Annotated in this window: 13 protein-coding genes; 4 read left to right on the forward strand and 9 right to left on the reverse strand. The window is 70.6% G+C overall.

What is annotated here, in order from left to right; translation table 11 throughout:
• Positions 1-67 precede the first annotated feature (67 nt).
• Complete coding sequence (locus tag IT355_13435) at positions 68-3,838, forward strand: protein kinase (protein ID MCC7054263.1); 3,771 nt, start codon at positions 68-70, stop codon at positions 3,836-3,838.
• A gap of 519 nt (positions 3,839-4,357) precedes the next feature.
• Here the strand turns inward: IT355_13435 and IT355_13440 are convergent.
• From IT355_13440 to IT355_13455, 4 genes are all read right to left on the reverse strand, one after another.
• Positions 4,358-5,809, reverse strand: a complete 1,452-nt coding sequence (locus tag IT355_13440) for a hypothetical protein (protein MCC7054264.1) — start codon at positions 5,807-5,809, stop codon at positions 4,358-4,360.
• On the reverse strand, positions 5,809-7,650 hold the full coding sequence (locus tag IT355_13445) for a hypothetical protein (protein MCC7054265.1): 1,842 nt from the start codon (positions 7,648-7,650) through the stop codon (positions 5,809-5,811). The genes IT355_13440 and IT355_13445 overlap by 1 nt, the downstream gene beginning before the upstream one ends.
• 249 nt (positions 7,651-7,899) lie before the next feature.
• Positions 7,900-8,283, reverse strand: a complete 384-nt coding sequence (locus IT355_13450) for a hypothetical protein (GenBank protein MCC7054266.1) — start codon at positions 8,281-8,283, stop codon at positions 7,900-7,902.
• Positions 8,284-8,446: 163 nt separating this feature from the next.
• The gene (locus IT355_13455; protein MCC7054267.1) at positions 8,447-9,664 is read right to left on the reverse strand and encodes an amidohydrolase; all 1,218 of its coding nucleotides are present in this window, start codon (positions 9,662-9,664) and stop codon (positions 8,447-8,449) included.
• A gap of 182 nt (positions 9,665-9,846) precedes the next feature.
• Between IT355_13455 and IT355_13460 the strand changes: the two genes are divergently transcribed.
• The 3 genes from IT355_13460 to IT355_13470 all read left to right on the forward strand — a co-directional run bounded on the left by IT355_13460 (position 9,847) and on the right by IT355_13470 (position 16,951).
• Complete coding sequence (locus IT355_13460) at positions 9,847-11,775, forward strand: hypothetical protein (GenBank protein MCC7054268.1); 1,929 nt, start codon at positions 9,847-9,849, stop codon at positions 11,773-11,775.
• Between the two features lie 169 nt (positions 11,776-11,944).
• Positions 11,945-13,906: a hypothetical protein gene (locus tag IT355_13465; protein ID MCC7054269.1), complete on the forward strand. Its 1,962-nt coding sequence runs from the start codon at positions 11,945-11,947 to the stop codon at positions 13,904-13,906.
• Between the two features lie 243 nt (positions 13,907-14,149).
• Complete coding sequence (locus IT355_13470) at positions 14,150-16,951, forward strand: CHAT domain-containing protein (GenBank protein ID MCC7054270.1); 2,802 nt, start codon at positions 14,150-14,152, stop codon at positions 16,949-16,951.
• On the opposite strand, the gene IT355_13475 is transcribed toward IT355_13470, so the two are convergent.
• The 5 genes from IT355_13475 to IT355_13495 all read right to left on the reverse strand — a co-directional run bounded on the left by IT355_13475 (position 16,912) and on the right by IT355_13495 (position 21,285).
• Positions 16,912-17,544, reverse strand: coding sequence for a hypothetical protein (locus tag IT355_13475; protein MCC7054271.1), 633 nt, complete (start codon positions 17,542-17,544; stop codon positions 16,912-16,914). The genes IT355_13470 and IT355_13475 overlap by 40 nt on opposite strands.
• Positions 17,541-18,080 carry a sigma-70 family RNA polymerase sigma factor gene (locus IT355_13480; GenBank protein MCC7054272.1) on the reverse strand — a complete coding sequence of 180 codons (540 nt, stop codon included), beginning with the start codon at positions 18,078-18,080 and terminating at the stop codon, positions 17,541-17,543. Before IT355_13480 ends, IT355_13475 begins: the two co-directional genes overlap by 4 nt.
• A 281-nt stretch (positions 18,081-18,361) precedes the next feature.
• Complete coding sequence (locus IT355_13485) at positions 18,362-19,462, reverse strand: hypothetical protein (GenBank protein MCC7054273.1); 1,101 nt, start codon at positions 19,460-19,462, stop codon at positions 18,362-18,364.
• 481 nt (positions 19,463-19,943) lie between these two features.
• On the reverse strand, positions 19,944-20,711 hold the full coding sequence (locus IT355_13490) for a PH domain-containing protein (protein MCC7054274.1): 768 nt from the start codon (positions 20,709-20,711) through the stop codon (positions 19,944-19,946).
• Entirely contained in the window at positions 20,704-21,285 is a 582-nt protein-coding gene (locus IT355_13495; protein MCC7054275.1) for a PH domain-containing protein, read from the reverse strand. Before IT355_13495 ends, IT355_13490 begins: the two co-directional genes overlap by 8 nt.
• Positions 21,286-21,357 lie beyond the last annotated feature (72 nt).

Consider the following 21,357-nt stretch of genomic DNA (forward strand, 5'->3'; position numbering starts at 1 on the left):
CTCACCTGAGCTCCCACCCATGGCTGATCCCCGCCGGCCACGGCTGAGGCTGCACACCTTGGGAGGCTTGCGGCTCCTCGATGGCGAGACGCCGGTGGGCGGCGCCGGCCAGCAACCACGGCGACTCGCGGTGCTGGCCATGCTCGCCGCCCACCCCACCACGGGTGTGACGCGCGCCAAGCTCCTTGGCCAGCTGTGGCCCGAGACGTCCGAGGACCGCGGACGCCAGGCCCTCTCGCAGGCGCTGTACGCCTTGCGTCGTGACGCCGGCGGGCAGTCGCTGGTGCGCGGTGCAGCCGAATTGCTGGAACTGGATCCGTCGGTGATCAGCAGCGACATCGGCGACTTCCTGCAGGCCGAGGCATCCGCCGATCACGCCCAGATGGCGTCGCTGTACGTGGGTCCCTTCCTCGACGGCATCTTCCTCGACGACGCGCTCGGGTTCGAGCGATGGGCCGACGATTTGCGGGCCCGACTGGCCTCACGTGCGGCGTCGGCGTTCGAACACCTCGCGACCAGCGCCGACGCCGCAGGCGACCACGCCGCGGCCGTACACTGGTGGCGGCGACTGACCGACATCGATGCCCTCGGTACGCAGGCCGCGCTGGGGTTGATGTCGGCACTCCACCGCCACGGGCAACGCGCCGTGGCACTGGAGCACGCCGACCGCTATCACGCCCGTGTCCGTGAGGATCTCGACCGTGAGCCCTCGTCCGCAGTGCGCGACGCGGCCGACCGCCTGCGTCGGCGGTCGGCGACGGCGGCGCACACGTCGGAACCGTCGCCGCCCTCGACGCCGGACGAGTCCACGCTCGCCGGGCGCTATGTGCTCGGGCGCGAGATCGGACGCGGCGGCATGGCGGCGGTGTTCCTGGCGCGCGACGTGCGCCACGAACGGGACGTGGCGATCAAGATGCTGCACCCCGAACTGGCCGAGGCGCTGGGGCGCGAGCGGCTGTCCCGCGAGATCCTCGTCACGGCGGCGTTGCGGCACCCGAACATCCTGCCACTCTTCGACTCGGGCGAGGCGGACGGCACGCTGTTCTACGTCATGCCTTTCGTGGATGGGGAGACGCTCCGCGCGATGCTCGCGCGCACGGGCACGCTGTCGGTCGACGTGGCGGTGCGGCTGTGCGGCGAAGTGGCCGACGCGCTCGCACACGCGCACGCCCGTGGCATCGTCCATCGCGACATCAAGCCGGAGAACATCCTGGTCAGCGACAGTCATGCGATCGTCGCTGACTTCGGCATCGCGCGACTGGTGTCGGATGCCTCGCAGCCGATGCTGACGCAGGCCGGGTTTGCGGTGGGCACGCCGGCCTACATGAGTCCCGAGCAGTTCACCGACGGACGCGATGCGGACGGCCGTAGCGACGTCTTCTCGCTGGCCTGCGTGATGTACGAGATGCTGGCGGGTCGTCCACCATGGATCGCCGCTTCCGCGCACATGCTGCTCACCAAGCGCCTCGTCGAGGTGCCACCGCTCGTGAGCACGTTCCGGCCGGAGACGCCAGCCGCGATTGCAGACCTGCTGGCGCGCGCGCTGCACCCTGATCCCGGGCAACGTACGATCACGGCGGCGGCGTTCGCCGCCCAGCTGGCCTCCAGTGCCGCGCCGTCACCCATGCGTGACGCGGCGCCCCTGCCACGTCCGCCGGGTGCACTCATCGGACGCGACCGTGAGCTGGTGACGGCTGGTGCCCTGCTCACGCGCCCCGACATCCGCCTCCTGACGGTGACCGGCGCCGGCGGCGCCGGCAAGACGCGGTTTGCCCTGCGGGTGGCGGCTGAGGCATGCGCAACGTTCACCGATGGCGTCCGCTTCATCGACCTCTCCTCGGTGCACGACACTGACGGCCTGCTGACGCACATAGCAGCCGCACTCGGCGCCCGTGAGGGCGAAGGGCGTTCGGCACTCGACGCGCTGGTGCACGTGATCGGCGAGCGACAGGTCTTGCTGCTGCTCGACAACTTCGAGCAGGTCGTGGCAGGCGCGATGGCCCTCACGCCACTGTTGACCAGGTGCCCGCAACTCACACTGCTGGTCACCAGTCGCATCCGCCTCCGACTGCGTGGTGAACACGAGTTCCACCTCACGCCGCTGGCCGTACCGGACCTCGCGAGCGCTGACACCGACGCGTATCGCGCCAGTCCGGCGGTGGAGCTCTTCCTGCGCGTGGCGCGCGATGCACAGCAGGATTTCGACGCCGACGACGCCACGCTGCGCGCCATCGCCGAGATCTGCACGCGCCTCGACGGCCTGCCGCTGGCCATCGAGCTGGCGGCATCGCGGTGTCGCGTGCTGTCACCGCGCGCAATCATCGCGCGCCTGGATCGCCGCTTCGACCTCCTCGTGGGTGGCGCCCGCGACCTCCCCGCACGGCAGCAGACGCTCCGCGGCGCGATCGCATGGGGCTATGACCTGCTGGCGCCCGCCGAGCAACGTGCACTGCGGGGGCTGGCGGCCTTCACCGGTGGTGCCGCATTCGCCGATGCCGTCGCAGTGCTGTCGACGACGGAGGATGCGCTCCTCGACGCGGTGCAGACGCTGGTGGACAGCTGCCTGGTGCGGCGGGTGGAGATGCCGGATGGCGACACCCGGTTCACCATGCTCGAGAGCATCCGTGAATTCCGCGCCACCGCCGCCGTCCCTGCCGGCGAGGCCGACGAAATCCGCGACCGTCACTTTCGTGTGTTCGCCGACCGCGCCGCATCGCTGCCGGCCGAGCTCGAAGGGGAACGCTCCGTCTCAGCGCTGGCACGCTTCGACCATGAACGAGGCAACTTCAACGCCGCGCTCGACCATGCCGATCGCAAGGCTGACGGCGCCGGCTTCGGCCGCCTGGTGCTGTCACTCTGGCGCGCGTGGCTGGTCCGCGGCGCGTGGGGCGAGGCACGCCGTCGCATCGCGCAGGGAATCCAGCTGCCCGACATGCACGGCACCGCACTGCACGCGGAGTTGCTCGGCGCGGACAGCACCCTGGCGCAGAACCAGGGCGACTACCAGATCGCCTACCAGTCCGCGGAACATGCGCACGCCCTGTGGCGCGCGCTGGGTGATCGCAGCGGCGAGGCGCGGACGCTGGGCGTGATGGGATGGCTGGCGTGGCGGCTTTGCGCGTTCACCGACGCGCGGCGCCTGTCCACCGAGTGCCTGGCGCTCCATCAGGAGCAGGGAAACCCACGCGGCGTGGCGCTGGCGCTGTCGAACCTCGGCTGGGTCGCACTGTTCGAGGGTCAGATGGAGACCAGCCGCGAGGCGCTGACAGAAAGCCTCGCCTTGCGCCGCGCTCTGGGTGACACGCGTAACGTGGCGTTCACGCTCACGGTGCTGGGATGGACCACGCTGCGGTGTGGCGATCACGATCGCGCCGAGGCGCTCCTGCGTGAAGCGTGCGAGCACTTCGAGACCCTCGGCGAACGCCAACTGCTTGCCTTCAACGGAAGCATCCGGGCGCAAGCCGCGGGCGAGCGCGGCGACCTGGCGATCGCCGCACAACTCGTCGCGGAGTCGACCACGGTGTTCCGGGACATCGGCGACCGCTGGGGACTGAGCCTGGCGCTGCGCGTCAGCGCCGATGTGGCCATGCAGCAGCGACGCCACGAGGACGCAGCGCGTGCTGTGGACGAGGCCCGGGCCATTGCCAGTGCAACGGGGGATCGCTACGGCGTGCTGCAGGCCGACGCCCGACGCGCGCTGCTGCAGCGCGCGACGGGCCTTGCCGAGACCGACCTCACCGGGCTCGGGGATCACGTCGCGGCGGGCGCGGTCGCGCTTGGCATACCGAATCCGCTGGCGCCACCTGAGGCGCCCATCGCTCCGCCGTCGCATCCATGACGCGCGCACCGTCACGTGGCGTGGCCGTGACGAGCTGCATCGGGGCAGGAGAAACGGGCCAGCTGATCAGCTGGGTCTGCGGCGCGCCGTGCTCGCGGCCAGCGGCGAGGCAATGAGCTGATTGGGACTCGTTTCCGGCTTACTCACGAGGAGCGAGTGCGCGCAAAGAGACTCGGACGTCCAGAGGGACGGCTGCTGCCCCTGATGCTGGGCGACCACGCCAACACTCGTCCGTCCCCGATTGCCTGTCCGATCCCGATCCCGCGTGGAGGTGACCCGTGCACACACCGCACCGAGTTGTTCGCGTATCGATCCTTGCATCGTGCCTTGCCGCCAGTGTGCCGGTCGGACTGCCGAGCCTCTCCGTGCGTGGGGGATCGGATCCCGAAGCGGTCGGCGGGCAGGGGGACGTGACGTCGGTCGCCAGGCTGGCGCTCAGGCGGAGTGCGGCCATGGTGGCCGATCGCACCTCACCGTTCCGTCATTCCCGCGCACCACGCCACCCACGGCGGCCCGCACCTACCGCACGAACGCCGTCGACCCCACGAACATCATGTCGCGATCGATGGCCTCCGTGTCACCACCCGAGCCGAAGGCGAAGAAGAACTCCTTCACCTCCCCGCTGTCATAGGTCAGCACCAGCCGATGGCCGGTCACACGATACCGGCCGGCGTTGCTGCTGCTGGCACCGGCCGCGGTGCTGACGCCGCTGGTTTCGCCACTGCCGATGGCCGCGAATTCGTTGGCGCCGGTGAAGCGTCCATCCGGCGCAAAGCGGAGCTGCGTGGTGCTCAGCGTGTTCGTCTCGCCCATCGTCATCCCCGACACGGCCTTGTACGTGCCGTCGAGCGTGGTGCCGGGTGGCGCGGCGAACGCCGTGTGGAAGCCACCGCCGCCAAGCGTGTAGTCCCGTTCCTTCTCTCCCTGCCCGGACAGGTAGTAGGTCTGGCCCTCGTTGCGCCAGCGACCCCACCGGCGTGGCTGCGCCGCACGCGACGCCCTCGCATCCGTCTGCTCCAGCGGCACATCGCTGACGTCGAACGACGTGCCGTCACGGAAGAGCGCGACGGGGTGGAACTGCAGGTCGCCGAACTGATAGAACACCACCTTCACCAGCGACGCCGCGAGCGCCCCGGTCGCGACCGTCGGCGTGGTCGCGGAACCGGTCCGGGTGCCCCGTGCGCGCCCGGCCGTCGCCGGCGAGCGCGCCGGACCCGCTGTCGCCGCAGCGGGCGTCGGCTCGAGCTCGGCGACGGCATCGGTGATGGCGGCACCGATCGCGGCCCGGCCGGCCGAATCACCGGTCGCCGCCGGCGCGGTGGCGGCCGCGACGGGCACTGCCGTGTCGGCGGGCGGCGGCGTTGCGCTGGCAAGACCACGGAACGACGTCACCGGCTGCGCCGCCATCGCGACCGACCGCTGCACGCGCATGCTCTCCATCGGCGCGAGGACATACGGCATCAGCGCCTCCACACTCGACCGGAACACCCGCGCCAGCGTCAGCGCGTCACCGAAAATGCTGCGTACCACGATCACCGGTGCGCCTGTCGGCGTGTCCTGCAGGATGCCGTAGGCCACGTACTTCGTTCCCGATTGCGTCCGCACGGTCTGCGCGGCGGTCACGACACGTTGTCCGGCAATCGTGCCGACCGCGATCTCGTCCTTCACCCCCGAATCCACCGTGCCGAGGGTGGCGGCGTTGCTGCGCGCGAAGGTGGAGATCCAGATCTGCAGCGCTGGCCCCTCGCGCAGCACCGGGCCGAGCAGCTCGGCCTTCGTGTCAGTGCTCAGCATGCCGCCCCGGCGAACCGCCACCGGCACCCCGCCCGTCGTGTCGATGGTCCAGCCGCGGGGCGGCGCCGGTCGCTGCGCGCCAGTCGGCATCGCGATGAGCACCCACACCGCGAGCATCACGCAGCGGGCGCGCCAGCGGGGGGGCGGGCGGTGGTGCGACAGTGCGGTACGTGTCATCAACGGGTCTCCCGGTTCAGCGTCACAACTTTCCCCTGCCAGTAGATCGCGTCCCGATCGTGGTCGAGGAAGAAGGCCGGCTGGCGCACGACGCGCCCGTCGTCATAGCGCGCCTCCAGCGTCCATCCGATCACGCGATAGGTGCCACTCCGCGCTGCGGCCTCGGCGCGCCGCGTTCCCGTCACGATCACGCCCGGCGTCGATGCGACCGTCGCCGATCCCTCGTCATCACGTGCGACCTGCACGCTGGTCCCGCCGGTAACCTGCGTGAACGAGCCCGTCCCCGTGCCGCCGCGCGAATCGGTCTCGAACGTCCGCCCGGGTCCGAACGTGACACCGTAGAGCGAGTAGCTCCCCACATCGCCGGCGGCCGACGATTCGCCACCGCTGAACCGTCCGCGCAACTCGTACACCGGCGGAATCTTCACCATCGGCTCGCCCGGGAGCGGCACCCACTCGTCGGGCTTCACGTTCCAGGCCACCTGCAGCGCCGCCCCCACGCGGCGCCAGCGCCCCCACCGCTCCGGCTCTCGACGCCGGCTCGCCACGAGGTCCATTTCATCCGGCGCCACGGGCACGCCATCATGCACCGTGCCATCGGACAGCAGCAGGTAGAGTGACAGCGTACTCGACACACCGAGCTGCATGCTGAGCCCGACGGTCTGGTGCATCTCCGCATGCAGGTGGATCCCGGCGATCTGCGCCTCCTGCAGGCCACGTCCCGGCGCGACGACATACTTGTAGCGTGCTTCTTCCGCCGCCGCTGCCGCTTCTGCGGCCTTCATTGCCGCCGGGGACGGTCGGTCGTTCGGCCCCGCACGCACCAGCAGCGTGCGGAGGATGTGGAAGCCGCGATCGTTCTCGGCCAGCAGCGCCGGCACGCCGTCGTCCGTGCTTCCCATCACGGCGAAATCCGTCCGGGGTTCGATACGGCTGTTCACGATGGTCATGAGCGAGCCCCACTCGAGATCGATCCGGCCGGTGGCGGGGTCGTAGGCGAACTGCCCTGTACCGGGCTCGCGCGTGCTGCCCTGCCACACCTGGCGGTACTCACCGGATGGATAGATCCACAGCGTCATCTCGTTGAGGACCTCACGTGTGTCGGTGTACACCTGCTTTCCCACGTACATGCCCGGCGCCAGCACCCCGCCGGCGCGAAACCCGTTCCTTCGCGGAGCAGGCGTGCGCACGACGACATTCGGCGAGATCCGACCGACGTCACCGGCATCCGACACCGGCACGGTGGGCGCGCCGATGGCGCCGGGGCCCGGCGATGACGTCGCCTCTGCGGCGGGTGTTGCGGGCACGGGGAGTGCCGCGACCTGCGGCGGCTGCAGGGCGCTCACCTGCCGCACGACCTGCGTGACGGCGTCGGCGTGCTCACTCAGCAGCGCCGCCGAGGACGAGAGCACGCGTACCAGTCCTGCACGGCCGCTCCGTGGAGTCACGCCGAAATACAGCGCGAGCAGGCGCGCACCGGATGGCGTCACCAGGACGCGGGAGGTCGAGCGAATGCCGTCGGCATCCGGGGTCACCGGGGTGCGGCGCTCCACGCTGGCGTTCGCCACGGTCGCGATGTCGGCATCGGCGCGTGAGGCCAGCCACTGGTCGGGGGCCTCGGCGCCCGGGGCGACAGGCGCGTAGACCGTGACGGTGAACACCGTACGCGGTTCGACCTGTGGCGGCCTCAACAGTACGAGGCCCTCGGCGCGGCGTGACGTCCATCCTGCTGGCGCCACCACCTCCTGTGCTGCAAGCGGCAGTACAAGGCAGATACCGAACGCCAGCGCCAGCAGGGCCCGGAGCGCGGCAAGCAGTCTGGTCACCGGGAACGGGAGCATGCGGATGATTCGGGAGTCTGCGGCCAACTGCATGTGGGCACCGAGGAGCATAACAACCCGTAAAGACCAGATTCGCGGGCGCGTGTTCCTTCCGGGCAATGCCGCGGGGAGACCGGAACGAGGGATATCCCGGAGCTCGTTGATCCCTCGGGCGGTGGGAGCGTCTCCCTCCTTCCGGATGCCGCCACGCAGCGCATCCGACTACGCCGTTGGGGTTCGAGCCGGAGACGCCGCTCCGCGATCCGGACCTCAGCCGCCAGTGAACGAGAACGACGTCCTGATGTTCTGCCGTACCGGGCCGACGAAGGCGTGCAGGCCGAGCATGGTCTCCGGCAACGGCACGTCCAGCAGCTCACGGTCGATCACGCCAAGGAACAGCTCACCGTCGATCATCCAGCCGAGCGCGCGGCTCGGCCGGACGAACGCCCTGGTGAAGCGGAAGCCAAAATTGGCCGTGAAGTGTTCCTGTGCATCCGTGAAGACGGCGTCGTCGTCGTCGATCGCGTAGCTGACATACGAAAAGCCGAACGCGTTGCGGCGCGGCGTCACCTCTCGCGTCGCCTGCGCCAGGCTGAGGGCCGGTGCGGCGCTGGCAGCGCAGACCAGCAGCACCCGTCGAATCGTCGGTCGCATGGATCCTCCAGGAGAATGGGCGCGTCTGACCGGAACGGCGCGCGAGCGCATGCTGCGAGTGATCAGCACCGAGCGGGAACGACGTGGGCTGATTCGCACGCTCGTGCCACGATGCCGGGGGCTGCCACATCCTGCAAGACCGGGGGGGGCCAAGCGAACTGAACTAGCGTCGCAACCGGTCGAGGATCACGGCGGCCATGGCGCGTGCACCGACCTGGATCGCCCCCTCGTCCGCGACGTAGCCCGGCGTGTGCGGCATCCCGACCGTACCGTTCGCCGAGCTGCTGACACCGAGGAAGAAGTAAGTGCCGGGCACCTGTTCGGTGAAGGCGCCGAAGTCCTCGCTGAAGGCGGGAATGATCTGGTTCACCTCGAGGGTCGCGGCGCCACCCAGCTCGCGCCCGAGCGCCGCGACGGCACGCGGAGTCAGCGCCGAATCGTTGGTGACGCCCGCCATCAACTTCGGGCGGTAGTCCACCCGCACGGTGACGTTCGGCCGTGTCATCGCGCGCAGCTCCGCCATCGCTGCGACAACGCGGGGCCGGCTGAGCGCCGTCGCCATGATCGTTCCCTGCACCGTGCGGATTCCCGCAGAATCCGCCTCCGCGCGCGATTCGATCAGGATCAGGTCACGGGCTGCCGGCGCAAACGACTGCTCCGCCGTGATCGTCGCGATCGCATCGAGGCGCTGCTTCACCGTTCCTGCCGCAGCCGCGAGGTCGCCGGAACCACTGAGCGTGATCCGGTACGCATCGCGCCCACTCATCAGGTCTCCCGCGATCGTTCCCAGCTGCCCCACCTCGAGCGGTGCGGTGTGGAGGGCGTAGATCGCGTCCGGCGCGCGGGGACCGAAGACACCGGCGCCAAGCATGGCGTGTGCGCCCGTTGCGCGTTCCTCGGCTGGCTGGAAGATGAACAGCACCGTGCCCGGGAGTTGCGCGCGGACCGCATGCAACGCGGTGGCGAGCGCCAGCCCGATGGTCGTGTGCAGGTCGTGCCCGCAGATGTGGCGGACACCCGGCGTGAGGGAGCGAAACGCCACCGGGTCGGCGTCGTCCGTCATCACGGCATCCATGTCGGCACGATACGCCACGACCGGCCCTGGCCTGCCGCCGGGCAGCACCGCCACAACGCCGTGGCCGCCAACCCCCGTGCGAACCTCCAGCCCAAGTGCGCGAAGCCGGGCGGCAACACGTTCGGCCGTACGCACCTCGTTGCCTGACGCTTCGGGGTGCTGGTGGAGGTCCCGACGGAAGGCGATGAACTCACCTTCGGTTGCACTGAGTCGCGCCGCCACGGTCTGCATGAGCGGATCGCGCTGCGCCAGCGCGGCCGAGCTCCCGATGACAGCGACGGCGACTACGGCGGCATACCGATGCATCGATGGCTCCTCGTGTGGGGTCGGCCACCCTACGCCAGGGGACTGGCGGGAGTTTCCTGTCGCGGCGTGAGACGACCGCGCCAGTGGCTGCGGCCTACAGTGATGCGCCGCAGTGCGCCGCCGCAGCAGGTGAGCGCTCGCGTGTCCTCTCCCCCCGACAGCGGGATCGCCAGATGCGTATCGTGACCGTCCGACGCCGGTCTCTTGTGCAGGCCGTCACCGCCGTGCTGTTGCTCGGCAGCTGCACGGCGGGCAACAGTGGAAAGGGCGACCCCGTCGAACCACCGGGGAGTGTCGCGATCATGGTCGCGACACCGAACGTGACGCTGCAGGCGGGCAGTGACGGCACGGTGGGTATCACGATCGCGCGGAGCGGCGCCTTCACGGGTGCCGTCTCGCTGACGTCGAGTGGCGCGCCCAGCGGCGTGACGGTCTCCTTCGCACCCGCGACGATCGCCCCAGGCGAGACCGTCGCCGTTGCGACGCTCAGGACTACTGCAGCGACAGCGACGGGGCCGTTTGCGCTGACCATTGCGACGACCGGACTCGCGGGCGGTGCGACCGCCACCCCGGCGAACGTCACCGTCACCGTGACGGCCGCGCCGACAGGCAGCGTGGCGATCGCCGCGTCACCTGCACTCGTCGCGATCGTGGCTGGCGGCGCGGCAGGCACAGCGGCGATTGCCATCACCCGCACCGCACCGTTTGCTGGCGCCGTCGACCTGGACGTGAGCAACGTGCCAGCCGGCCTCACCGCCACGGCCACACCCGCCACCGGGATTGCAGGCACCAGCGCGACACTCTCCGTGCGCGCAGCGGCGACCCTCGCACCCGCCACGTATCCCCTGATCGTCACGGCCAGCGGCGAGGGTATCAGCAAGTCCGCCGATACGATCGACGTCGCCGTGGAGGCGCCGGTGAGCACCGGGATTGCGGTGACCTACTGCGCCCCCGACGCCCCGATCTGGGTGGCGCAGCAGGACGGCGCCGGCGCGTGGACGCGCGTCCTTCCCACGACCGGCAGCACATACCACATCAACTTCACCACCGGTCGGGGCGGGCTCGCCGTCGTCGACACGACCGGCTCGGTCAGTGCGCTCGGCGTCAGGTACCTCACGGTGGAGGAGTTGACGGCATACGCGAGCAGCGTGAACATCGGACGCTGCGGGACGAAGACGGTCTTCGTGCCGTCTCAGGATCTCGGCGCCCTCATCTCCCTGCGCGCGTCGCTCGGGCACGCGACCGGCTCTGGCAGCGGCGGCACGATCACGATCCGCGGCGTTGCGGCCGGACCACAGGTGCTGCTCGGAACCCGCACGAGCGTGGGCTTCGCGCCGCGTCTCGCGATCCGCCGCAGTGTCAGCATTGCCGACGGCGGGACCGCGGCGTTCCTCGACTTCAACGGCCCGGAGTCATTCGACCCCGATTCCGCAACCATGACCGTCACCGGCATGAGCGATTCGGAGACCGGAAGCGGCGGCGTGTACTTCACCGGATCACAGGGGTCGGCACGGAGTCCGATCCAATCCCTGAACAACCATGGTCGCGTCACGCGGTACTATGGGCTGCAAGGCAGCCGGCTGCTGTCCGGCGAGTTGCAGATGTTCCAGACGAGCGTGCTGAGCAGCGATCAGCGGTCGCGGCGAACCGTCGCGCGGTACTTCCGCAGCGTTGCCACCACCTCCGCCGTGATCGGGCCAGCGCTCCCCACCCCGACCATCACCCGCATCGAGAGCGGGGCTTTCGCGCGCGGCCGCGCGACGTTCTCCTCGCAACCGGAGTACAACCGCTGGGCACAGGCGTCGTTCAGCACCGGTGCGCGCGTGAACACGATGCTGGTCACGGCCGCATTCGCCGGCGCGTCGCTGCCGACCACGTGGGACCTGCAGATGCCCGATCTGTCTGCCGCGAGCGGCTGGAACGATGCGTGGGCGATTGCTGCGACGGGCGAGTTGCTGTGGGAGGTAACGGCGGCTGGCGGAAGCCTCTTCCGCCTGCCCCCCGCACCCGCCGATGGCGCGCGAGGCATTCTCGCCACGCGGTCCAACGCGCTCCTGCCTGCGGACCTGCGCCTCTCGCAACACCCGCACGCGTGGCTGCCCATACCGTAGGTCGCACCGCATCCACTGCGGTGGGACGCGACCTGCGGCGCAGCCGCGCCGTGAGAAAGACACGTGGAGTGATGCGGCACACCCAGTCGCGTCGCACTGCGCCGTTGCAGCTCGCGCGCCCAGTCGGCACTCACCCACCACTCGGGCTCGCCTCATGGTCCGCTCCATCATGCCACTCCGCCACGCACTGCTCGCGCTCACGACCCTTGCGCTTCTGACCAGCTGCACGAGCGGTGGCGACGATGATGACGACGATCCGGTCGGTCCGACCGGGAGCGTCACCATCGTGACCTCCTCGGCCACGATGTCGGTTGCCGCCGGTGATTCCCGCGCCGTGACGATCACGGCGGTCCGTAGCGGAACCTTCTCCGGTGCAGTGCCACTCAGCGTCACCGGCGCACCGGCTGGCGTCACCGTGACCCTCACGCCGGCCACGATCGCGGTGGGCGCCACGAGCAGCACGGCGCTCGTCACGACGACCGCGACGACGCCCGCCGGCACGTCGTTCACGCTCACCGTCTCGGCGACGGGTCTGGCCGGCGGTGCGACCGTCACCGCCGGCACCGTCGTCGTGACCGTGAGCGCTGCAACACCTGGCAGCATTGCGGTCGCCGCCGCGCCACCAACCCTCGCGCTCATCGCCGGCGGCGCCGCGGCAACGTCGACGGTCACGATCACCCGCACGGCACCCTTCACTGGCGCGGTCGCGCTGGCGCTGAGTGGCGCGCCGCCTGGACTGACGGTCACGGCCACCCCCGCCACCGGCATCACAGGGACCACGGCCGCGGTGTCGGCGCAGGCGGCGAGCACGCTCGCCGGCGGGTCGTACCCGGTGATCGTCACGGCCAGTGGCGCTGGCGTGAGCAATGCCACCGCGACGATCACCGTGACCGTGTCGCCGCCGGCGATCGGGAGCGGCATCGCGGTGGCGTACTGCGCTGAAGATGCGCCGGTGTGGGTGGCGCAGCAGGACGGCGCCGGCGCGTGGACGCGGGTGCTGCCCACGACGGGGAGCACGTACCACATCAACTTCGCATCGGGACGCGGCGGGCTGGCTGTCGTGGACACTGTGTTCAACAGCCCGCTCGTCGACGTGATCTATCTCACCACTGCGGACCTCACCGAATACGCCGCGACGGTGAACACGGGCGGTTGCGGGAGCAAGACGGTGACCGTGCCGTTCACGGGTGCGACCACCGCCCAGCGCAAGAGCATCGGCATCGGGTACGCCAATGCGTCGATCAACGCCAACACGCCTGCATCCGGCACCTTCCAGCTGGACCTCGTGGCGCCAGGCCCCCAGGTACTGCTGGCCACCACGCGCAACGGGTCGGCACCCGATCAGCCGCTGCGTGTCGTGATGCGCCGCGATGTGAACATCCCGGCCGGCGGCACGGGCGCCAGCATCGATTTCGCCAGCAGCGAGGCGTTCACGCCGGAGACAGCGAGCGTCGCCATCACCGGCCTCACCACAGGCGACCAGCAGGACGGGTACGTGCACTTCAACGGGTCGCGCGGATCGGCGCTGGCGGAGCTGTTCTACGCCTTCGATGTCCCCGGGACGTGGCGTTACTACGCGCTGCCGGCGTCACGGCTGAACACCGGGGAGTTGCAGCAGCTGCTGACGAGCGTGGTGAGCGGTGACCAGCTCGAGACGCGCACCGTGATGCGGTACTTCCGGAGTGCCGCCGCCGCGTCGCTGACCTTGCCACCGCGGCTGAGCGTCCCCACAGTGACACGGCTCGCCAGCGCGCCGTACGGACGCGGGCGCGCCGCGCTGACGTCGCAGCCGGAATACGACCGCTGGGTACAGGCCACCTTCAGTACGGCCCCCCGTCACAACAGCGTGCTCGTCACGGCCGGATACGCCGGCGCGTCCCTGCCGGCGACGTGGGACATCCAGATGCCCGACCTGTCAGGCGTGACGGGATGGAACAACGCCTGGGGCCTCACCACGGCGCCCTTCGCGTGGAGCGTCTCGGCGGCGGGCGGCAGCCACCACCAACTGGCCAGCCCACTCGCCGACGGTGCCACCGGCGTCACGAGCACGCGCGAGAGCGGATCGGCCGTCGTGACTGCGGCGCCGGCCGTCAGCCGGCATGCACGGGTTCTTGGGCTCCGCCGGCCGTGAGGCGGGCGCTCAGCGAGCGGTAGCGGCCGGCGAGGTGCCTGTGGTACCGGCGATGGCACCGGCAGCGGACGGGGCGCTGCCGGTGCCATCGCGTGCGCGGGTCGCATTCGTTCACTCCGCGACTAACGTTGAGGGGTGTGCATCGTCGCACTTCGGCGGGGCAGCCGGAGTCGGGCGATCCGCGCCACTTCACCGCGTGACGACGAGGGCGCCCGGCGCCTGACGGTCGCGCCGGAGTTGCCGATGCGGCCTTGGCTGGCGCTGGTTCTGCTCATCCATGGTCCGCTCGTGGCGCAGCGCCCGGGGCGCGCGCGCGACGTGGTGGACGAAGCCCGTGCGGCGGCAGCGCGCGGTACGCTGCAGGCCTTCCGCGACAGGTGGGAGCGTGCGCCGGCCTCGGTCGACCGCCGCCTCGCGGCGCTGGCACTCGGATCAGCGGCGCGACTCGCCTACCGATTCCCCGAGGCCGCACGCCTGTTCCGCGCGGCCGAGGGCGATACGACCGTGCCAGACGAAGTCACGGCGCGCGCGGCGCTGGGCCTGGCATCGGTGGAAGCGCAGCAGTTCAACGTGCGTGAGGCAAGCCGTCTGTTGCTGCGTGCGCGAGCGCTCGCCGTGCGGTCGGGCTCCACCGATGTGATCGCGGAGGGATTGCTCCAGCTTGTCTCGATCCGCCAGCGCACCGACGGTGTTGCGTCAGCGCTTGCAACCGCGGATTCGGCCGCGCGTCTCTTCGGACCGGCAGACGCCTCGTGGAAGCTCGAGCTCGCGTGCCGCAGGGCGCAGGTGCGCGTTCGCACCGGTGACACCGTGGCCCTCCGCGACGCGCTGACACACGCAGCGAGCGCCGCGGCGCTCGGCGACGCACGCGTCGAGGGCCAGTGCTGGCTGGCGGCCGCCCAGGCACACTTCGGCCATGACAAGTATCGCGATGCAGCGATCGCGTTTGGTGCGGCAGCCGATCGATTCGAGGCGGGGCGGGACCAGGCGTCCCTGTCAGCCGCTCTGCAGTGGCGTGGCTACACCAACCGGCTGCTCGGTGAGTTCGACGCGGCCAAGGCGGATTTCAGTCGCGCGATCGAGGCCGGCACTGTCTCGGGGAATCGCTCCCCGGTGGCATGGGCATGGCTCGGGCTGAGCGCGCTGTCGCTTGCCGCGGCCGAACCGGTGCGTGCGGCGGACGAGGCGCATCGCGGTCGGCTTGCCCTGGCGGCCATCGACGATCGCTGGGGGCTGGCCGAGGCCAGCGACCTGGCCGGCGCCGCCGCGCATCAACTCGGTGACCTGAAGCGCGCCCGGGCGCGCTTCCTGGAAGCCATCGCGCAGAGCGAGTCGCTCGGTGCCGTGACGAACCTGGTCAACCACGGCGCCCCGCTCATTGACATCGAACGGGAACTCAGCGGCGAGACCGCAGCGCTGGCACGGCTGGCGTGGATGGACTCCATCGCGCGACGCGCCCGGAATCCCACATGGGACAACGAGCGGCACTACCACCTTGGACTGCTGGCGCTGCGACGGGGCGACGGTGCCGGCGCGCTCGGGCACTTTCGCCGCTTCCGTGCCACGCTCGACGAACGGACGCTGAACGCCGTCCGTCGCTTCGACTTCGCCGTGCGGCATGCGGAGGCGCAGTCACTCGCGGGTGATGTCCTGCAGGGGGCGCGGATGCTGGACAGCGCGATCGCGCGCTTCGGCGCGTGGCGGGCGAGCATCAGCGATCGTGCGTTGCGGATCGCGAGCTGGGACGAGCGGTCCATCGACTCCGATCCGGACCTGGGCATCGCGACGATCATCGCCAGGACGGCACACGCGGGGCACGACACGCTGGCCCTCCGACTCGCGAACGCCCGTCGCTCACGCGACCTGCGCAGCGCGGTGGTCGCGGGCGCTGATCGCGCACCGGCGGCCGGCGAACTCTGGCTCCAGTTCGTGACCGGACGCCGCGGCGAGCCCACCACACTCTTCATCAGGCGCGGCACCTCCCTGCGCAGCGCCGCGCTGCCGCCGGTGGACTCCCTGCTCCGCTCCATTGCCGCACTGCGCTCATTGCTCGCGGGCAACGCGGCTGCAACGGACCTCGCCCGGGTGCTCGGCACGTCGCTGCTCGGCAGCGCCATCCCGGCCGCGGATTCGTCCACACGCCATCTCGTGATCGTCCCAGACGGCATGTTGCACGGCGTGCCATGGGCGGCGCTCGTGCTGCCGGACGGTCGGCGCGTGATCGAGCGATTCGCCGTGACGACCAGGCCGGTCGCCCCAGCCCCCCCGCGGGAGCGCACCGGCGCGCGTGGCAGCCCGATCGTTGCGTTGGGCCTCTCGGCGGGCGCTGCGCGCTGGGAGGGCGCGACACTGGCACCGTTGCCGCGCGCCGAGCGCGAGGCGCACGGCGTGGCGACCGCGGCGACCAACGGCCGCGCGATCGTTGGCGCGGCTGCGACGGAGCGGGCCGTCAGGAGTCTCGCGGCGTCACCGCCATCGATCCTGCACTTCGCCATGCACGCCATCGTGGACGATCGTGCCGCGTCGCGCGCGGCGATCGTCCTTGCTCCCGCCGACGGTGACGACGGCCTCCTGACCGCGCACGAACTCGCGTCGATGCGGCTGCCGGCGGAGCTGGTGGTGTTGTCCGGCTGCAGTACGGCATCGGGCCGCGTGCTGGCCGCTGAAGGGGTGCAGGGTCTCGTGCGCCCGCTGTTCGACGCCGGCGTGCAGGGAGTGGTGGCGACGCAATGGCCGACCAGCGATGCATCCGCCGCACAGATGATGGCGTGGTTCTACGCGGAGCTGGCGCGCGGACTGTCCACGGCGGACGCGCTGCGCGCGGCGCAGCTTCGCGGCCACCGCGCCGGCCTGCCGCCGGGTGAGTGGGCGGGGTGGAGCTATGTGGGTGATCCATCGACGCGTGTCTCGGCCACACTCATGGCACCACGCAGCACCAGCGACCTGCCGCCGCTGATCGCGGGATTCAGCGGCCTGCTCGCCGTTGGCGCCCTGGTCGCCTGGTTCTACCGCACCCCGAGCCGCCGCGTGCGGCTGCGCACCTGAGTGCCGTCGTCGAGCCGTGCCGTGACCCACCAGCGGTAGTCACCGCGCGGTACGGCACCGGCCGCCAGTGACAGCGTGCTGTCAGCGGTCTCGCGTTGCACCACGGGCACACCACCGGCCGAGTACACCTCGACCTCGTAGGTGGCGTCGGCGATCCGCTGCCACACGAAGGTCACGCCGCCGTCTGCGGTGGCACCGTCGCGTGGCGTGACGAGCGTGATGGAGGCATCGGCGCTGCGCAGCACGCGAGCGGCATCCCGATCGCCGATCGCGCGGGCACTGACGACGACAGCGACGACGGCGGCCGCGGCAAGTGCCGCCGGCCGCCACCAGCGCCGGACACGACCCGCCGTGGGCACGATCGGGACGCTCGTCCCGACGTCCTCCGCGAGGCCTTGGCGGAGGGCACGCACCATCGCCAGTTCTGCGGCGCCATCCGGCGTGGCCATCAGCCGGTCGAGCGTGTCGAGGCGTTGCCGTTCGTCACCGGTGCCGTCGACGAGGTCGACGATCTCGCCGGCGGTCGGCTGCTGGTCGGGCGGCATCGAGAGCGACGCGAACTCCCGGCGCAGGGTGTCGTCGTTCACGCTCATGATCCCCCCTCGAAGCCGGCGTGCCGGAGACAGAGCCGCAGATCCTCGAGTCCACGGTACAACAGGTTGCGTGTCTTCGCCTCACTCCAGCGCAGGAGTGCAGCGATCTCCTCGCGCGGGCTGCCGCGGAGGTGCATCGCAACCACCGCGCGGCGGCTCTGCATGAGCTTCGCGAAGCAGGTGCGGAGCGCCGCCTGCAGCGCCACCTGATCGAGGGCGTTGCCGTCGCGCGCCGCGATCGCGGCCGCCGCCTCGGCCGGCACCTCACGCCGCGCATCGCGCCGGCGCAGCAGGTCGATCGCGGCGCCGGCGGCGATCCGGTAGATCAGCGCGGGGCGCAGGTCGTCGGGCGCGTCGCCGCGTTCCGCGTGCCGCCAGATCCGCAGCCGGGTCTCCTGCAGGACGAGCTCGATGTCGGCCAGGTCCACCCCGTACTGGCGCGCCGCGGCGCGCCCGCGCGGGGCGTGCGCGGCGATCACGGCCTCGATCCGGTGACTCAGATCGTCGTGGCGCGGCGTGACGTCAGTGGTCGGCATGGGTTCATCGCTCGGCGGGGGTACCGCATTGCCGCAGCCGGACGCGGAAATGTCTCACGTGGGGGCCGGGGGCGCGACGTGGCTGATGCGTGATCCACCGCCGCATGCCGGGAGCGAGCGTCGTTCCGCACCTGGAACGGGTGAACGGCGCGCAGCACGACCTCCGTGCCTGCCGCCGGCGCCTCCCTTCGGCGCGTGCAGCACGTCCGGCTCCTCCGGCCTCCTCCGGCCTCCGTCGTACGCGGCGCTGGCGGGCTGCGGCGTACCCGCCGGTCACACCATCACTTCGTGACGTTGTACCCGAGCTCCCGGATCAGGAAGCGTCCGTACGTCCACTCGCCCGTCGACGGGATCCAGTTCGCGTCACCCCTGGTGCCAACCCGGTGGCCGTCCACCTCGGCATAGGCCGAGATCGGCGTCGACCACGGCACGTGCGTGACCGTGGCGCCGTCCACCTGGGCGCGATCCGTGGAGAGGAAGCCGACCAGGTCTCCGGCATCGTCGAACGTCAACGTCGCCGCCACGGTGAAGCCGGCGTTGGTGAACGTGGCGCGCAGCGCGTGGGGGCCGAGTGTCGTGTAGGTGAAGGGCAGGTCAAGGACCGCAGCCGGCGCCATCACCACGATGTCGTTCATCAGGGTCACGGTTTCGGCCCTCGTCATCACCGGGCCGCCCTGGTTCACCATCGGGTACAGGCCGGCCACCTTCACCTGGAACGTGGCGGCACCGTCGACGTACCGGTGATACACGTCGAACGGCACACCGCTCCGCGATGCCGTCATGTGGAAGAGGCGCGCCGGTGGATTGAAGGACTCGTACTGCGTGGCCGTGGAGGCCATCCACGGCGCTGCCGCACTGCTGCGCATCTGGGCGTCGAACACGACGCGCATGTTGTGGATGTGCGGCCGTCCGACGGCGCCGACATTGCGCAGGTAGCGCTGCAGCAGGGGTGGCAGGACGGCGAGATCCGCATTCGTGACGACAGGCGCGGACGCGACAGGCCGAGCCAGCAGCGTCGCGCTGTCGCGCGAGAATCGCGAGCGAAAGCTTCCCGGCCGTGCATCGAGCGCGGCGAGCAGCACCGGCCCGACGATCAGGAGATTGGCGAGCGTGCCGAACCGGGCGTCGCTCCATGCCTGCATGATCAGCAGCTGCGAGAGCACCACCGCCGGCAGCGCGAGCCACCACCACCATCGCGCTCCGACGAGCACGGTGATCGCGGCAGCGACCATCAGCACGGCCGCGAGCAGCCAGAGCGCGCCTCCGATCGGGGAGATCGGCAGCCGCAGTTGCGTCATATCCCAGGACCCGAACGCCTTGGCCGGGCCGATCAGGTGCAGGAGGCCGTGGAGCGCGAGCAGCACCGCGAATGCAATCTTCATGGAGTTCCTGCGTGTGGGACAGCAGCGCGCCGGGGTCGCGAGCGCTTGGCGGCGCGGCGCGCGATTGGCGTGAGAGGCGAGGATCGTGCGCCCAGACGACACGGTGGCCGGGTCGGACCGGTGTGAACCAGCAGCGCCCTGCCCGACGCGTGGTGTCCACGTGTCGCATTCCACCGGGCGACGGGCTGCATTCGCCATTCGCTCAGCATGTTGCACCCGTCACGCACGGCGGTGCGAGTGCGGCAGGCGTCAGCGTCGTCCCGCGTTGCAACAGGGGATGGATGTGCCTCGCCGTGAAGATATGTCGCCGCGCTTCCGCGAGCGTACTGGACGGGTGCGTGTGTGACGGCTCGCGCTTCGGTGACGTGCGCGCCTGGTCGTTCTCTCGCAACTCGCATGGGACGGATCAGGTCATGAAGCGCACGGTGTTACCGCAAGGACGGGCCCCCGTCGCGTCGAGACGCGCGACCCGACGTGCGCGCTACTCCGTCTCCGGCCGCCGCTCCAAGGCAACACGAAGCGCCCGGGCCTCGTCCCACACCTCCTGCATCACGAGCGTCGCCTCCGTCGTCGCCGGGCGCGCCTGCCGCGCGGGGGGTGGGAGCACCGACCCTGCGGCGCCGGCCGCAGTGGCGCGCGCCGGATGGTCATCCAGGTCGCCCAGTCCCGTGGTCCCGACGCGCCGGACTCCGTCGAGGATCAGGTCACGCACCTCGTGCGGATGCGCCAGTCCCGGCAGGCGCGCCAGGTGCGGCGTCATGCCGTTCTCCCCCGACCCACCACCTGCCGTCTCGACCTCCACCGTCGAGAATCCGAACAGGCGCTCGAGTGGCCCCTGCGTCACCCGCACGTTCTGTGCATTGGCGTAGGTGAGCGTGATCTCCTTCACGTTCCAGACGCCCTCCCGGATCATGAGGCTCCGGTCGGTGAGGACGTACCAGCGCAGCTCGTAGTCGAGGCGCATGGTGACGTAGAGCGTCGCGGCCTTGGCCAGCGCCACCAGGATCAGGGGAATGACCAGCAGCAGCAGGCGCACGTCGGCGACCAGCAGCAGCGTGCTCGCGATCACCACGGCGAGCCCCCACGCGGCCGCGTACAGCCCCCACCAGAACAACTTCAGCCGCAGGTAGCCGGGCGCTGCACGCTCGATGCGACGGATCTCGGCGGGCACGTGCCCTGCGGGCGGGTGCGGCTCTCCCCCCTCGATCCGGAGGAGGGGCAGGATGATCGACTTCAGCCACTCATACATCGGGCGCCCGGGGCGACTGGCCTTCGAGCAGCTGACGAACGGCCCGCAGCTCGTCGCGAATGCCGGTGAGCGCCTCGACGGCGAGCGCCTCGCTGCCCGTGACCAGTGCGCCGTGCGCGGTGTCACCGGGCGGCGTGGCCGCGGCAGGTGCGGCACCGTGATGCCCGCGCATGCGCGCATAGAGGAAGTTCCGGACGTCCTGGTACGCGACCAGGCCGGGAATCGACTCGGTTGCGGCCGCGCTCCCCGATGCCGTCTGGATCTTCACCGTGCCGATGCCGAGCCAGCGCTCGAAGATGTTGCGCGTCACGTGGATGTCCTGGATCCGCGCGTACGTCAGGTAGGTCTCGCGGCGCCAGAAGAGGCCGTGTGACACCGCCACCCCCTCGTCATCGAACCGGAAGCGCAGTGTGCGATACAGGAAGTAGTACGGCACCACCGCCAGCGGGAACGCCACGTTGGCCAGCACCGAGTAGATCAGGTACAACTTCCAGAGCTGCGGGTCCGGGCGCGCGATGGCCTGCACCCGGGACGCGGGAACCGGCTGCAGGTGCGCATCGCGATCAGGAAGCATCGACACAAGTGAGCATCACGGGTTCGGGCACGCGGAGTCACCACGGCCGTTCGCCCTCCCCGTGGATCGCCA

It is taken from the genome of Gemmatimonadaceae bacterium, assembly GCA_020851035.1.
Classification (GTDB): domain Bacteria; phylum Gemmatimonadota; class Gemmatimonadetes; order Gemmatimonadales; family Gemmatimonadaceae; genus JACMLX01.